Below are 14946 nucleotides of genomic sequence, written 5' to 3'. Positions count from 1 at the left end.
GATAAGTTCACTGGTGATAACGGGGTAACGGATAACCCTGGCCGGGCAAACCGGACATGTGACTCAAAGAATGTTGTCTGCACGATGCGACCGGCATGTTGCCGCCAGTTGTGCGTCAATCACGAAGTATCGCACCGTGTCGTTGAAATCGCACCGTGTCGTTGAAACAGTGAACCGGGATCGACGAAAGAAGCGTATTCCATGACTGAGGAAGCAAGCCAGGCTCTGGCACGGACTAACTTCGGAACGATCGACACTGTCATCGTTGTTATCTATCTGCTGGTGTCTCTGGGCATTGGTCTGATGGTAAAACGATATGCAGGTTCGATGGAGAACTATATCGGTGCAGGACGCAGAGTCGGCACATGGCTTGGCGTGGCGACGATGACGGGAACCGAACTCGGCCTTGTTACGGTGATGTATTCAGCACAAAAAGGTTTTACAGGCGGGTTTGCCGCATTTCATGTTGGTGTCATCGCCGGAGTCGGGACTCTGTTTGTGGGGCTGACCGGATTTATCGTAGGCCCGCTCCGTCGTATGGAAGTGCTGACAATTCCGGAATTCTATGAGAAAAGGTTCAACAGAAAAATTCGGATCATCGGTGGTGTGATCCTCGTACTGGCCGGCGTCCTGAATATGGGATTGTTTTTGAAAACCGGATCCATGTTTATCGTTGGTGTGACCGGAATGGCCAGTGAGGGAGCTGCCCTCAGCTGGGTGATGATTGCATTACTGGGACTGGTTCTGATTTACACGACGCTCGGCGGGATGATTTCAGTGATTCTGACTGACTACGTTCAGTTCGTCGTCCTGTCGATAGGTTTGTTGTTCACAACAGTACTGGCCATCCGGACACTGGGCTGGTCCGAAATTTTCACAGGGGTTAAAGAACAGCTTGGTGCTGCCGGTTTCGATCCTACGCTGGAGGGCTCCGGTTTCGGCTGGTCCTATATTTTCTGGATGGTTGTGACAACCGGTTTTGTTGGGAGTGCTGTCTGGCCCACGGCTGTTGCCCGGGCTCTGGCGATGGAGAGTGAACGTGCCGTTCGTCGCCAGTATTGCTGGTCATCATTGTCGTTCGCCGCGCGTTTTATCATTCCATACTTTTGGGGCATCTGTGCCCTCGTGTTTATCACCGCTTCTCCCGCGGGCGCTGACCTGAAAGATCTGTTTTTGGCGCAATCCGGTGACAAACCCGAGTTGGAGAATCTGTACGCGATGCCCGTGTTCCTGGGGCGACTGTTGCCGACGGTTGTCATTGGAATTGTGACAGCCGGAATGATTGCGGCGTTTATGTCGACTCATGATTCGTATTTTCTGACATGGAGTTCGGTGATTACTCAGGACATCGTTGCTCCTCTGAAACGAGGTCCGTTCACTACGGAATCTCGTGTCCGGCTGACTCGAATCCTGATTGTTCTGATGGGCGGATACGTGTTGTACTGGGGAATGTTCTATACCGGCGGGGAGCATATTTGGGACTACATGGCGGTCACGGGCGGGATTTACTTCACCGGGGCTTTCGTGGTTTTGATGATGGGTATCTACTGGAAGGGAGCCAGCAGTTTTGGAGCGTTGCTGGGGCTCCTGTCCGGTTTGCTTATGCTTTTTGCCCTGGAACCGGTCCAAATTACTGTCGGACTGAAATATCAGCTGGAATCGGGTGAATGGGTTGAACGCCTGACCAGTCCTCAAATTGGTTTGATGACTGTTGCGACTGCGATTGTCCTGACAGTTGTTGGTTCTTTGATTCGGCCCGAACAGGCCAATACTGTTTCTGCCCGCCCGACGTTCGATGCTGCTGATTAATGAGATTCTTTTGATTCGATGGACAGGTCTCTGTCATAGAAAGTGTTGTTATGAACTGGCCCCTGATCTGGCAGATCGTTTTTGTCGGGCTGCTGCTGGCATTCGCAGTCATGTCTGTATTGATCGTCATCAACGGAGCTCACGATATCCGCAGACTGCTGTCGTACCTGGAGGAAACCAGTGGAAACGCTGATTCCGGTGACTGCGATGTCACGAAGCCGGAGTGATCAGTACCGGCGGAAGGACTGGCAGTTTATCGGTAACGAACCAAGAGACAGGTACACATGGCCAATCATTGTTTTCCCGATTATCCCGTGACTCGATTGATATTGTTCGCTTTGGCAATTGGTGTTTCTGTTCGTGCAACCTGTGGCAGTGATCCTGAGAATCCACCGGTGCCGCGACGCATCTATCTGGATGAATTCCGGCCCGTGTCGGAACTTAGAACATTCCGGCACCTGCAGAAACGGGCCAGGTTTCCCTGCGTTAATGTGCATTCACACCCCGGTCGACTGTCTGAAACGCAAATTGATGAGATGGTCCGTGTGATGGATCAGTCCAATATTGCTGTAAGTGTCAGCCTCGACGGACGGGCCGGTGCTGCATTTTCCGAACATCATCAGAATCTCACGTCCCGACATCCCGGTCGGTTCATTGTGTTCGTACGTATGGACTACATTGGTGATGGCGAGGCCCAAAACCCGGAAACGTGGCAGGTACACGAGCCTGCCTATGGCAGCCGGATGGCGGATCGTCTGACTGAGGCTGTGCGACAGGGAGCATCGGGTTTGAAGCTGCTCAAGGATCTTGGTCTTTCCCTCCGCGATCCGAGCGGTCGTTTGTACCGCCCGGATGATCGGCGGTTCGATCCGGTGTGGCAGCGGGCGGGTGAGTTAAAGATACCTGTGTTATGGCATTGCGCTGACCCTGTGGCGTTTTTTCGACCGATTTCGGAAAAGAACGAACGTTGGGAGGAACTGCATCGACACCTGGAGTGGAGTTTTCACGGGAACGACTTTCCGAGTCATCAGGAACTGATCGATGCTCGCAATCGAGTGATCGCCCGACATCCAGGAACGACGTTCATCTGTGCCCATATGGCGGACATACCCGAGGACCTTCAGAAGCTGGGCCGCTATCTCGATCGTTATCCGAATATGAATGTTGAGATCGCTGCACGTGTTGCCGAACTTGGTCGCCAGCCCTACACCGCGCGTCGCTTCTTTCTGGAATACGCGGACCGAATTCTGTTCGGCACAGACGGAGTGCCGCCGATATCAGAACTGATCCCGCACTGGAGATTCCTCGAAACATGGGATGAATATTTTCCCTACGAAGACAATCCGTTTCCTCCGCAGGGCATGTGGAACATTTATGGAATCGGTCTGCCTGACGAAGTTCTGAAGAATGTGTATTACCGGAACGCCGCCCGGCTGATTCCCGGTGTGCATTTTTCACTGACTGAACAAAAACAACCAGACAGCGAAAATTCGCCACCTTAAATACACCGCAGCGGGCATAGTCGTTACGAGACGTGGTGTCGTATTCGCAATGGACGACGGATTTAGTTATTCCTGCCGGAATGGCGTCGGTGATGCCTCTCGGTAATAACTTTCTGCGGCCCGGTTAGGAACTGTTCTGAATCTGATCAGGTTTCTGCGGCTTAAACAGACGATCCGAACCACCCCGGGAGGATCGATGAACCGCTGTTATGACTGAGCAGTGAATACCGTCGTGCGCTTATTGTGGCCGGTTTGCCAGGCCGGTCTCCGTGAGGGGCGCGTGGTGGCGCAACTGCAGCCTCAGCCGGCTATGCTTATGAATGGCCGCAGGGTTCCAAAGAGATCCTGACGACCGTTTGTCAGCTGACGGGCTTTGATCCGGTGACTGCTTGTGTTCACAATCTTCCGCCCCGTCCGCAGCCACTCCTCCTGTTCGGCAACATCGTTCGCGAGATGCTGCCGAAAAACGGTAGTTATCATCCATGGAATCCCGACAACGCCTGATCGCTTTCGGATTGAGTTTCATTGCCACTGTGACGGTGATCCTCGCCACATTGATGTCCACCGCTTCCGGGTTCAGCCAGATAATTATCACAGTGGGTTCGATGATTCCACTGGTGAGTCTTGTTGTGGGCGGACGCGATCCGATCAGAATCGTTCCGGACGAGACAGGAAAGGATCCGGGCGGGAATGTGGCAGCGGTCGTTTCACCTTCGCACAATGATGATCGGGCAACGTTTGAAGCCTGGCGTGAACAGGCGTGTCAGTCACTGGAAGACCAGGGGCGGCAACTGGACCTGCAGCGGCAGCAGTTGAACGATCGTCTGCTGCGATACCGGGAATTTCTTGAGTATCCGGCTAACGATTCTCCTGAAACTTCGAATGACGTCTTAGATCCGGAGTTGTCTGAAAAAGACCGCGAAGTCAATCGTATTCTGGAAACGGAGGCAGCTCGGATTTACGAAAAGATTCGCGCCGACGGGTATCGCTCAGAGGATCAGTTGAATTTGTCCATGATCCGGGAGGAAGTCTTTGACATCATTCAGCGGGTTGCCCGTGTTTACTCACCGGACAGCGCTCACCCGGTCATGGAAACCAGTTTCGATCAGCTGGCACGTGCTGCCAGTCGCACGTGTCTTCAGGCACTGGTCCTTGTGGAACAGCTTCCATTGGACGTGCAGCACTATACGATTTCTGAGCTCTACAACTATGTCCGCAAAGCCGTGACGGCCTGGGGAGCCTGGCAAACCGTGTCTCCATGGATGACGCGGCTTGGTCGAGGAATTTATGCCGGCCGAATTGCTGCAGGAGCCAGTCCTTTGACATTGGGAGCGTGGTGGGTGGCATCCGAACTCGGACGTCGTGGTTCAAAGAAATTGATCGAAAACTACGTCGATCAGCGCGCTGTTGCCTTCTTCAGCGATGCCGTGCGGCTGATTGGAAATGAAGTGGCTGCTGTGTACGGTCCGGGTCTTCGTCAGCGTGACCCTGCCTGGGCCTATGGAGCTGAACTCACAGAACTGCACCACCGGTTTCCGCCGTCACGTGACAGCCTGCAGGCAGGTCTGCGGGAGATTACATCACTGCCGCTGCGCAGTGAGTACGATCGCATATACCTTTACCGCTGCCTCGCCGAACACAAAGCGTCCGGCCTGCGGGTGACCGACCCGACGGTTCTGACGCGTGACGAGCGGGAAAATATTGCCGGTCGACTGGAACAGTTTTTTCAGAAACACATTCACGGAGCCTGCGATGCAGACGTTGAACGATGGCGGACGAGTGTTGAGGACCACCTTGATATAAGACTGAGTCCGGCGTCAGTCACGTTCACGCCCGACCCGTCGGTCAGCCTGCGAGCCGTGTTACGAGCTGTTTATATGTTCCTGACAGATATCGGAGGACTGGAACAGCAGAAGACGCTGGACACGATTCAGTCCAGCCGACTCTACAGTCGTTTGAGCCCCGATGAGGCATCGTCACTGTGCAGCGAACTGAGGACTGACGATGTCTCTGTGTTTGAACCGCCCGAACTCGATCCGAGTGATCCGATGACATCCGAGTTTTTGGATGATTTGATCGATTGCTGTGTTCGAGTTCCACTCCCGGACGCCGCAGTCGAATCATTACTGATGGAAACAGGTCGATATTTTCGACAGGGGGCTGAGGAAACCCGGCAACAGATCGCAAATGCCTGGATGCAGCAACTGGGAAAACGGACACTGCCCGACGTATCCATGTCTCGCAAGGTGCCGGTTCCGGCACGTCAGCTGCTGCGGCTGATGGAATCTGAGGAACAGGTTTCCGGAATCTACCATGACATCGAGCTTGAACCCTCATCGTTGTGTAACGGAGTCGAAATGACCGAGCTGTGGTTGGCCGTATTGACGCGAGACGGCAGACGTCGAGTCCTGCTGCTTACCAGTGCACCGGAATCGGAAGTGTTGTGGAAAGCGAACGATGATTTCAAAACGGAGCGCATGAGCGGGATAGTCATCGACGACTGCATCATCAGCGGCGGTCAATGGACAGATCATACAGCTTCCGGAACAATCATCCTCTCGGGAAAATTTGGAACTGTCTTCGAAAGTCGGTTTGCGCCGCTGCTTTCATAAGGGCGTGCGTGCACAACTGTTGAGCCAGCTGGACCGTTTCCCCGTAACTGCTACCGGTGCATCCGAGTCCATTCGGCAAGTTCAGAAAGTTTTTCAGTTGCCGCACCGCTGTTCAGCACAGCCTGTACGTGTCCCACAGCCTGCCGGAGATCCTGAAAACGTTCTGCTGCCAAAAGTGCGGCCGCAGCATTGGCCGTTACGATTCGGGTTGCCGGAGAATCCTGTCCGGCCAACGCCAGTCGAACGAATTCTGCACTTTCCTGAGCAGAATCCACGCGCAGTGAACGGACATCACATGTGGATAATCCAAAATCATCCGGTGTCCATTGACTGTGTTTCACCTGTCCGGCATGGACCTCAAAGACGGTTGTCGGTCCCCACAGACATACTTCATCCAGTTCATCATTGCCACAGACGACCAGTGCCCGGCGTGTCCCCAGTTCGCTAAGTGCGCCGGAGAGTAGTTTTGCTCGTTCGATGCGACTGGCACCCAGCAGTTGATACTCTGCGCCGGCAGGATTGGTGAGCGGACCCAGCAGGTTGAAAATGGTAGGGAAACCGAGTGCTTTGCGAATCGGAGCCGCGTGTTTCATCGCTCCGTGAACCAACGGTGCAAAACAAAACGCAATACCCACCTCATCCAGACATTTGGCAGCCTGTTCCGGCGTCAGCTGGATGTTTACGTCCAGGGCTTCCAATACGTCGGCTGATCCACTGCTGCTGGAGACGCTGCGGTTTCCATGCTTGGCAACGGAAATGTCACAGGCGGCAGCCACGATGGCCGTGGCCGTACTAATATTGAATGTGTGCAGCTGATCGCCACCGGTGCCACACGTATCCAGAAGAGGTTTTCGTTGCGTCGCGATTCGGGAAGCCCGGTCCCTCATGGCCTGTGCCGCTCCTACGATTTCAATCGCTGAAGGGCCTTTACAGGAAATTGCTGTGAGCAGCGATGACACATCAATTGCGTCGCACTCACCATCCATGATCGCTCCGACACAGTCCCTCATCTCATTTGCCGACAAGTCCTGTTTGTCAATCAGCTGTTTAACGGCCGGTTGTAACGTCGGATGCATGATCAGTCTGCTCGATCAGGTTCGTCTCTGGCGGGAGACAGGGAGTGTGCTGAGAACTTCAGTCGACAGTTGCAGAAAACACACGAAGACGAATGATTCCCTGCAGTCAGAACACTCTATCTCCGATGGCCTGATGAGAACAGGCACGAGGTTTCAGGAAACGTAAACAACAGGGAGGCCCGCAGCGTGTTCTTTCCTCCGAGAGGACACGAAAACGGAGGCAGTCGATATCAATTAATCGGAAGAACTGTCTGTTTTTGTACCAGACGATTTCGAGTCGCCGGACGATTTACTGTCACCTGATGATGACGAGTCCTGTGACTTTTTGTCCGCTTTTTCGCCCTTCTTCCATGAGTCACTGCGGTAATCTGTCTGATAGAATCCCGAACCTTTGAAAATGATTCCACCGCCGGCACTGATGATTCGTTCAGCCTTAAGCTTTCCACACTCCGGACACTTGCGTAACGGTTTTGCTTTGATCGACTGGAATTCTTCCCATTCGTGCGCACACGATTTACAGCGATATTCATAAGTGGGCATGTCTGTCTCCTATTATTCTTCTGCATCTGCTGCGGGAGTTGCGTCTGACTCCGTTTCAGGAAGGGCGCAGCTGACAATGACTTTTGCGGGTCGTACGATGCGATCATGCATGAGATACCCGGATTCAACCACCTGAATCACGGTCATTGGCGGATGCTCGTCAGTTGGTACCTGGCTCAACGCTGCATGGAGATTTGGATCGAACTGCTCGCCTTCGGCAGTGATTGGCTGAATTGCATGTCCCTTCAGTGTGTCGAACAGCTGTTGAGACACCATGCGGATCCCTTCCAGCAGAGTTCCAACATCACCGGTCTGCTCCGCCGCATGGATGGCCCGTTCCAGATTGTCCAGTGCCGGCAGCAGGTCACGTACCATCGGCAGGGACTGGTATTTGCGGGCTTCATCTGCTTCGCGATGAGACCTTCGTCGAAAATTTTCCAGTTCCGCCTGTCCTCTGAGCAGCTGATCCTGAAGTTTCTCGATCTGTAACCGCAGGTCATCCGGATTCACCGGTTCAGCAGCAGGTTCACTCGTTTCCGATGCCTCAGCTGCAGGGACATCGTCTTCCGGCAATTCCGGCTCATTTTTGGTTTCTTCTGTCATTGTTCCTCTTCACCGCCACCGAAAAATTCCTTCAACTGACCGAAAAATGATTTTTGCTCCGGCATCACGTCCACCGCCTCAAGTTCGGCCAGTTCTCTGAGCAGTTCCTCCTGTCTTCCACCGGTCTTTCGCGGTACTTCCACCTGAATTTCAACCAGCAGGTCGCCAACCTGATGTCCATTCCGCGGATCCGGCATCCCTTTTCCCCGCAGACGGGTCACGCTGCCAGGTTGTGTTCCTGCAGGCAGAGTAAAATCCTTTCGTCCGGTGAGCGTCGGAATTTCCAGCTCTGTTCCCAGAACGGCCTGGGAATACGTTACCGGAACCCGACATTTTAAATCCATTCCGTCTCGTTCGAACAACGGATGTGGACGAACTTCCACGTCAACATACAGATCACCTCGAGCACCACCTTTGGCACCGGCTTCACCTTCGCTTCGCAGGCAGAGCTGCATTCCGTTGTCAATCCCCGCAGGGATTTTGACTTCTCGCACGACTTCCTTCATGGTGCGACCGTTGCCGCTGCAGTCAACGCACGGGCTGGAGACTGTTTTTCCTTCACCTCGACAGGCGGGACAGGTGGTCTGCACACGGAACAGTCCCTGAGCCTGAATCACCTGTCCGTGGCCACCGCAGGTGGAGCAGGTGACAGGCTGGCTGCCTGGCCGTGCACCGGACCCATTACACGTATCGCACGGTTCATGCCGGGAAATATGAAGCTCACGAGTACAGCCGGCCGCAGCTTCGGTCAAATCGATTTGAGCCGTTGCCTGTAACGAAGATCCGCGACGTCCTCCCCGTGTACGTCCTCCTCCACTGCCACCAAATCCAAAATTCTCAAAGATGTCTCCGAATGCACTGAAAATATCACCGACATCCTGGAAACCGGTACCTCCTCCACGGGATCCGGAAACACCGGCGTGACCAAACTGGTCATAGCGTGACCTTTTATCTTCATCGCCCAGAACGTCGAAGGCTTCAGAGGCTTCCTTGAAGCGTTCAATGGCTGTTTCGTCACCTGGATTGCGGTCCGGATGATTCTTCAGAGCAATGGTTCGATAGGCTTTTTTGATTTCGCTTGCCGTCGCGCTGCGTGCGACTCCCAGTACTTCATAGTAGTCGCGTTGTGTCGGCATTTTTCAAATTCCCGGCCAACAGCGGCGGCACCAAAAGTCACAGGCAAGAAAAACGGGACACCAAAATCTGGTGTCCCGTGGTCGTTTCAAAATTCGTCCTTGCGGATGACATTGTTCCTGCAGACGAGTCGCCGGTGAGTATGAAATTTCAGACGGATTCCCTGCACCACGAAGCTGTTCGTTATCGAACGGCACCTTCCACGGTTGGCTGTTTTTTGCCGTCCGCATCATCAGTTTTGGTAACCAAAACCTGCGTGGTCAGCATTAATCCAGCAATTGATGCGGCGTGGGAAAGCGCACTGCGGACCACTTTGGCCGGATCCAGAATTCCGGACGCCAGCATATCCACAAACTCACCCTGAGACGCGTCGTAGCCGTTTGGTCCCTTCAGCTGATTGACTTCATCGACGATCACTGCACCATCTTCGCCACAATTGTCAGCAATCTGTTCCAAGGGTGACATAATCGCTTTCGCGAGTATGCGTACTCCAATGGCTTCATCACCTTCAGCTTCAACTTTATTGACTTCTTTCACAGCACGCAGCAACGCAACGCCACCACCGGGAAGGATACCTTCTTCGACTGCTGCACGCGTCGCATGCAAAGCATCTTCCATCCGAGCCTTGGTCTGCTTCATTTCTGCTTCAGTCGAAGCCCCTACGGAAATCACAGCTACGCCGCCGGTAAGTTTCGCCAGTCGTTCCTGAAATTTTTCCCGGTCGTAATCGCTGTCAGTCTTCTCGATGTGGTCTCGAATTTGTTTGACTCGGGCAGCGATTTCATCACTGCTTCCGCCACCTTCGATAATAATGCAACTGTCTTTGCCGACTTCGACGCGCCGGGCAGAACCCAACTGGCTCAGTTCAACCGTATCGAGCTTGATGCCAAGGTCTTCCGAGATCAGTGTACCGCCCGTCAAAACAGCCATGTCACCAAGCATTGCTCGGCGGCGATCACCAAAACCTGGCGCCTTCACAGCACAAATCTTCAGGACTCCCCGCAGCTTATTCACAACCAGACCGGTCAGAGCTTCGCTGTCGACGTCTTCTGCTACAACCAGCAGTGGCTTACCGGATTGTGCTGCTTTTTCGAGTAGTGGTACCAGATCTCGCAGGTTGGAGATTTTCTTTTCGAACAGCAGAATCAGGCAGTCTTCCAAAACCGCCTTCATTCCTTCCGCTTCGGTCACGAAGTAAGGAGAAATATAGCCCTTGTCAAACTCCATACCTTCAGAGAATTCCAGGGTCGTTTCGTTGGCTTTTCCCTCTTCAACAGTAATCACACCGTCACGACCAACGCGTTCCATTGCGTCAGCGATCAGATCTCCGATTTTACGGTCGTTATTTGCGGAGATGGCACCAACCTGAGCAACCTGTTCCTTGGATTCAACCGGGCGAGCCAGTTTTTCAACGGCCTTTAAAGCTGCGGCCACAGCTTTTTCGATACCACGTCGAACGACTGTAGGGTTGGCGCCCATCGAGATGCTGCGCAGGCCTTCCTGGTAGATCGAACGTGCCAGCACAGTCGCCGTGGTCGTGCCATCGCCCGCCAGATCACTGGTTTTGCTGGCTACCTCATTAACCAGCTTGGCACCCATATGCTCAAACGGATCGTCAAGTTCCACCTCTTTGCTGACTGTGACACCATCCTTAGTCACAACAGGATTGCCAAAGCTCTTGTCGATGATGACATTGCGACCTGTCGGCCCCATTGTCACTGCGACGGCCTGACCCAGAGTATCGACACCTTGCTTCAGTTTGAGACGTGCCTGATCGTCAAACAATATTTGCTTTGCCACGGTGAATGCTCCTGCAGCACACCAGCGTGATTGTTCCTGCCGGTGTTTGTTGCTGTGAGGTAGTAGGAATTCTAAAAAATGCTGCCCGAATCATGTGACAGCCAGTGAATCAGAACCGCCGGAAACTTTTACAACACCTTTGCGAGGATATCACTCTCGCGAAGGATCTTGACTTCTTGCCCATCGATTTCGATATCCGTTCCGCCGTACTTTCCAAACAGGATCTCGTCTCCGACATTGATGCTCAGAGATGCACGTTCGCCACTGTCCAGCAGACGACCGGGGCCAACCGCCACAATCGTGCCTCGCTGAGGTTTTTCCTTGGCGGCATCCGGCAGCACGATTCCGCCGGCAGTCGTTTCTTCAGCTTCGTTGGTACGCACAACAACGCGATCGTCAAGTGGATTGATTTTCATGATTGACTCCGTAGCGATTCCATTAAATGATTGATTGTGGCCTGGTGAGAATTCGAACTCAGTTGTAATCAAAGTGACCGGTACTGATGTTTCAGTATCGAAGATACCGAGGGCCGCTGCAGGTTACATCATACCCGGCATGCCTCCCATGCCCGGCATGCCTCCCATACCCGGCATTCCGCCTCCCATACCCGGCATTCCGCCTCCCATACCACCCATGCCACCTCCCATGTCATGGTGATGGTCATCGTGGTGGTGATCGTCGGTCTCTTCGACCGGTTCGTCAACAACGATACAGTCCGTGGTCAGCAGTAACGACGCCACACTAAATGCATTCTGCAGTGACGACCGAACCACTTTGGTTGGATCAACAACGCCAAAACCGAACATGTCACCGTAACGATCATGCAATGCATCGTAACCCGCAGACGCTTTTCTTTCTTTGCGAACACGGTTAGCGACCACGGATCCCTGGAGGCCTGCGTTTTCTGCGATCATTCGCAATGGCATTTCAAGTACGTCGCGGACAAGGTCAACACCCAATGCCGCATCGCCCTTAAGTTTCAGGTCATCCAAGGCCTTTGCCGAACGCAGAAGTGCAACCCCGCCACCCGGCACAATACCTTCTTCAATAGCGGCTCGCGTGGCCGACAACGCATCGTCCGTGAGATCCTTACGTTCCTTCATTTCGGTTTCGGTTGCCGCACCAACTTTGATCTGAGCCACACCACCGGCCAGTTTCGCCAGACGTTCCTGAAGCTTTTCGCGATCGTACTCACTGTCAGTGACTTCGATTTCGCGACGAATCTGTTCGGCTCGTCCGCTGATCCCGCCTTTTTTGCCACCGCCTTCGACAATGACTGTCTTGTCGGCATCGATACGAATCTGCTTTGCCCGTCCCAGATCCGCAAGTTCGATATTCTCCAGTTTGATTCCCAGATCTTTGAAGAACGCTTTTCCGCCGGTCAGGACGGCAATGTCTTCCAGCTGGGCCTTACGACGGTCACCGTATCCCGGGGCTTTCACAGCAGCCACGTTGAGAATGCCGCGCATCTTATTAACAACCAAAGTTGCCAGTGCTTCGCCTTCGATATCTTCGGCGATGATCAGCAGAGGAGCACCGTCTTTCGACACGGCTTCCAGTACCGGCACCAGCTGACGGGCATTGGAAATTTTTTCCTCATGAATCAGAATACGGCAGTTCTCCAAGACGACTTCCTGAGCGTCCTGGTCCGTCACAAAGTGCGGTGAAAGATATCCACGGTCGAACTGCATCCCTTCGACCAGGTCCACTTCTGTGTTGACATTGCGACCTTCGTCGACCGTGATCACGCCGTCTTTGCCCACTTTGAGCAACGCGTCGGCCAGGATTTCACCGATTTCCGGATCATTATTGCCGGCAATCGACGCTACGCGGGCGATTTGATCTTTGTCATTCGCCTTCACGTTTTTTGACATGCGACCCAGTTCCTCAACGACCGCATCCACGGCTTTTTGTGCACCGCGGCTCAGGGCCATCGCATCGGTTCCGGCTGCAATGTACTTCAGTCCTGCCTTGTAAATGGCATGGGCCAGAATTGTTGCAGTCGTCGTGCCATCGCCAGCAACATCGTTTGTTTTTGATGCTGCTTCCTTAACCAGCTGCACTCCGACATTTTCAAACGGGTCTTCCAGTTCGATGTCCTCAGCTACCGTTACACCGTCTTTTGTGACTTTTGGTGCTCCCCAGCCTTTGTCGAGCACTGCGTTCCGGCCGCGAGGCCCTAATGTACTGCTGACTGCCTGTGATAGTTTTGCAACGCCGGACAACAGTCCTCTGCTGGCGTCTTCGTCGAATGTTAAAATTTTAGCCACAGTTACTCCTCAACGAGTCATCCGCCAATATCTGGCTTCGGTCACCGAACTGTAAAACTGCTGTCAGCGAACCCGCTTCTCTGCAATGACGCTTTCCGGTTACGGATCGATTTGCGATCACGAATTTCCCGCTGAGCCATGAAAAATCGGACATCGACGGCTCGACAGGAACTTCTCCCTACCGGACTCTCGGACACACTCTGACTCGAGATGGCAGTGATGGGCTCTTCTCGCGTGCAAACAGCAAACAGCGTGCCGGGCATGAAAAGGATGTTGTAAGTCCTTTATTTAAAACGTGTTGTGTCTTAATTTTCAGTGGGGTTCGGCATGCGCAGTCGGGCCAGGTGTCGAATTGGCAGTCTGTTCTCGTTCGCCACTCAGATTCTGTTTCTATGGCGATTCCGCAGGTACAGGTTCGCCAATATGAGGCGCCGCCACAGATGAATTTTCAGAGGAGCAGAACCACTTTGATGACCTTCTTCCACTGATCAGCATCCTCTAAGCCAACCAGTGTGGGGCGTGCGGCGAGAGTAGTACAAATCCAGGGGGGGAGTAACTTCTCGGGGTGCTCCGTTCGCGGTTTGAAGTTCTGTTCTGCCGGCTTTCACTCATTCGGGGTAACCCAGTTCACTTCCAGATAAGCGAGGATGTTCAGACAGCAGTCGATTGAAACATTCGTGTGTGATGTGGACAAAAAGACGACAAGTTCACCAGATAGACAAAAACAGCTGCTGCGAGTTACTCGCAGCAGCTGGGAAACGGTCGATGTTCCGGACAGTTTCACCGGAACGCTCAATAGGACTGGACCAAAAGGCGCGCCAGATTCACATGAATTTCGATAGAGGTGTCAGCTCCCTCTCGAATCACGTCCAGCTGCAAATGTCCACCCGAAACCGCGATTGCTTCGGAAAGATCGAACTCGCTGCTGATCGGACTGCCGTTGATTCCAACGATCATGTCACCCACTTCTAACCCAACGGCCTCTGCGGGGGAACCGGCGTCGATTTCCTGAATCCCGTATGCAGACAGATCGGGAATCAGAATGCAGTCGATACCAAAATACCAGCTTGTGGCAACCACTCCCGCCCTGGGCGGACAATGGATCACGCGAAAATGGCAAGGCGTCCAGCAGGACCAGTAGCCTGGGGTTACACAATAGTCCCACCAGTGACAGTGGTGAATGTCCCAGCAGTATCCGACGACAAAGTCCAGCCACCATTGGCCGTGTACCCCTAGCGGCAAATGCATCAACGCTGCATTGCGAGCCTGTCGATAACGATTCGTCAGGCCAAGTTTTGTGTGATATGAACTGCGGTTACGTATCCGTGACAGGTTGCCACGAAGTTCCTTCCAGTTTACCTGCTTTGTCAGATCCGGTTTGGGACCTACTCGGTCTCTGAGAACATCTTTGAGTTGTTCCAGTCCTCGATTTGGTTTTCCCGATTCGATGGGAAATTTTCCCGGGAGAGTCACTCGAGGAGGTGCGGGTTTACCGATGGGAAATTTTCCCGGGAGAGTCACTCGAGGAGGTGCGGGTTTACCGATGGGAAATTTTCCCGGGAGAGTCACTCGAGGAGGTGCGGGTTTACCGATGGGAAAT

At 53.5% G+C, this 14946-nt stretch carries 13 protein-coding genes; 4 read left to right on the top strand and 9 right to left on the bottom strand.

The features are described 5' to 3' along the window. The first annotated feature begins 201 nt into the window (after window positions 1-201). From MK110_10360 to MK110_10350, 3 genes are read left to right on the top strand one after another with little or no spacing between them, the layout of a single operon-like run. Entirely contained in the window at window positions 202-1809 is a 1608-nt protein-coding gene (locus MK110_10360; GenBank protein ID MCH2211697.1) for a sodium:solute symporter family protein, read from the top strand. Window positions 1810-1859: 50 nt separating this feature from the next. Further along, window positions 1860-2036: a hypothetical protein gene (locus MK110_10355; protein ID MCH2211696.1), complete on the top strand. Its 177-nt coding sequence runs from the start codon at window positions 1860-1862 to the stop codon at window positions 2034-2036. Between the two features lie 57 nt (window positions 2037-2093). Next, window positions 2094-3311, top strand: coding sequence for an amidohydrolase (locus MK110_10350; protein MCH2211695.1), 1218 nt, complete (start codon window positions 2094-2096; stop codon window positions 3309-3311). 300 nt (window positions 3312-3611) lie between these two features. Here the strand turns inward: MK110_10350 and MK110_10345 are convergent, their stop codons facing one another. After that, window positions 3612-3791, bottom strand: a complete 180-nt coding sequence (locus MK110_10345) for a hypothetical protein (protein MCH2211694.1) — start codon at window positions 3789-3791, stop codon at window positions 3612-3614. A gap of 2 nt (window positions 3792-3793) precedes the next feature. On the opposite strand from MK110_10345, the gene MK110_10340 reads away from it, so the two are divergent. Then, on the top strand, window positions 3794-5923 hold the full coding sequence (locus MK110_10340) for a hypothetical protein (GenBank protein MCH2211693.1): 2130 nt from the start codon (window positions 3794-3796) through the stop codon (window positions 5921-5923). A 50-nt stretch (window positions 5924-5973) separates the two neighbouring features. Here MK110_10340 and trpD read toward each other — a convergent pair whose 3' ends face one another. From trpD to MK110_10300, 8 genes are all read right to left on the bottom strand, one after another. Then, on the bottom strand, window positions 5974-6999 hold the full coding sequence (trpD, locus tag MK110_10335; protein MCH2211692.1) for an anthranilate phosphoribosyltransferase: 1026 nt from the start codon (window positions 6997-6999) through the stop codon (window positions 5974-5976). A 234-nt stretch (window positions 7000-7233) separates the two neighbouring features. Then, window positions 7234-7539 (bottom strand): zinc ribbon domain-containing protein, encoded by a 306-nt coding sequence (locus MK110_10330; protein MCH2211691.1) that lies wholly within the window; start codon window positions 7537-7539, stop codon window positions 7234-7236. Window positions 7540-7551: 12 nt separating this feature from the next. Beyond that, window positions 7552-8142 (bottom strand): nucleotide exchange factor GrpE, encoded by a 591-nt coding sequence (gene grpE, locus MK110_10325; GenBank protein ID MCH2211690.1) that lies wholly within the window; start codon window positions 8140-8142, stop codon window positions 7552-7554. Then, a complete protein-coding gene (gene dnaJ / locus MK110_10320) occupies window positions 8139-9278 on the bottom strand; it encodes a molecular chaperone DnaJ (GenBank protein MCH2211689.1) in 1140 nt (379 codons plus the stop codon). Before dnaJ ends, grpE begins: the two co-directional genes overlap by 4 nt. A 181-nt stretch (window positions 9279-9459) precedes the next feature. Further along, window positions 9460-11076 carry a chaperonin GroEL gene (gene groL, locus MK110_10315; GenBank protein MCH2211688.1) on the bottom strand — a complete coding sequence of 539 codons (1617 nt, stop codon included), beginning with the start codon at window positions 11074-11076 and terminating at the stop codon, window positions 9460-9462. A gap of 128 nt (window positions 11077-11204) precedes the next feature. Then, complete coding sequence (gene groES, locus MK110_10310) at window positions 11205-11492, bottom strand: co-chaperone GroES (GenBank protein ID MCH2211687.1); 288 nt, start codon at window positions 11490-11492, stop codon at window positions 11205-11207. Between the two features lie 123 nt (window positions 11493-11615). Beyond that, a complete protein-coding gene (groL, locus tag MK110_10305) occupies window positions 11616-13346 on the bottom strand; it encodes a chaperonin GroEL (protein ID MCH2211686.1) in 1731 nt (576 codons plus the stop codon). Window positions 13347-14138: 792 nt separating this feature from the next. Continuing rightward, window positions 14139-14946 (bottom strand): PDZ domain-containing protein (locus MK110_10300; protein ID MCH2211685.1); only part of this gene is annotated, 808 nt, incomplete at its 5' end.

The sequence above is a fragment of the Fuerstiella sp. genome (assembly GCA_022447225.1).
Lineage (GTDB): Bacteria > Planctomycetota > Planctomycetia > Planctomycetales > Planctomycetaceae > S139-18.
This window is presented reverse-complemented; position numbering and strand designations above follow the sequence as displayed.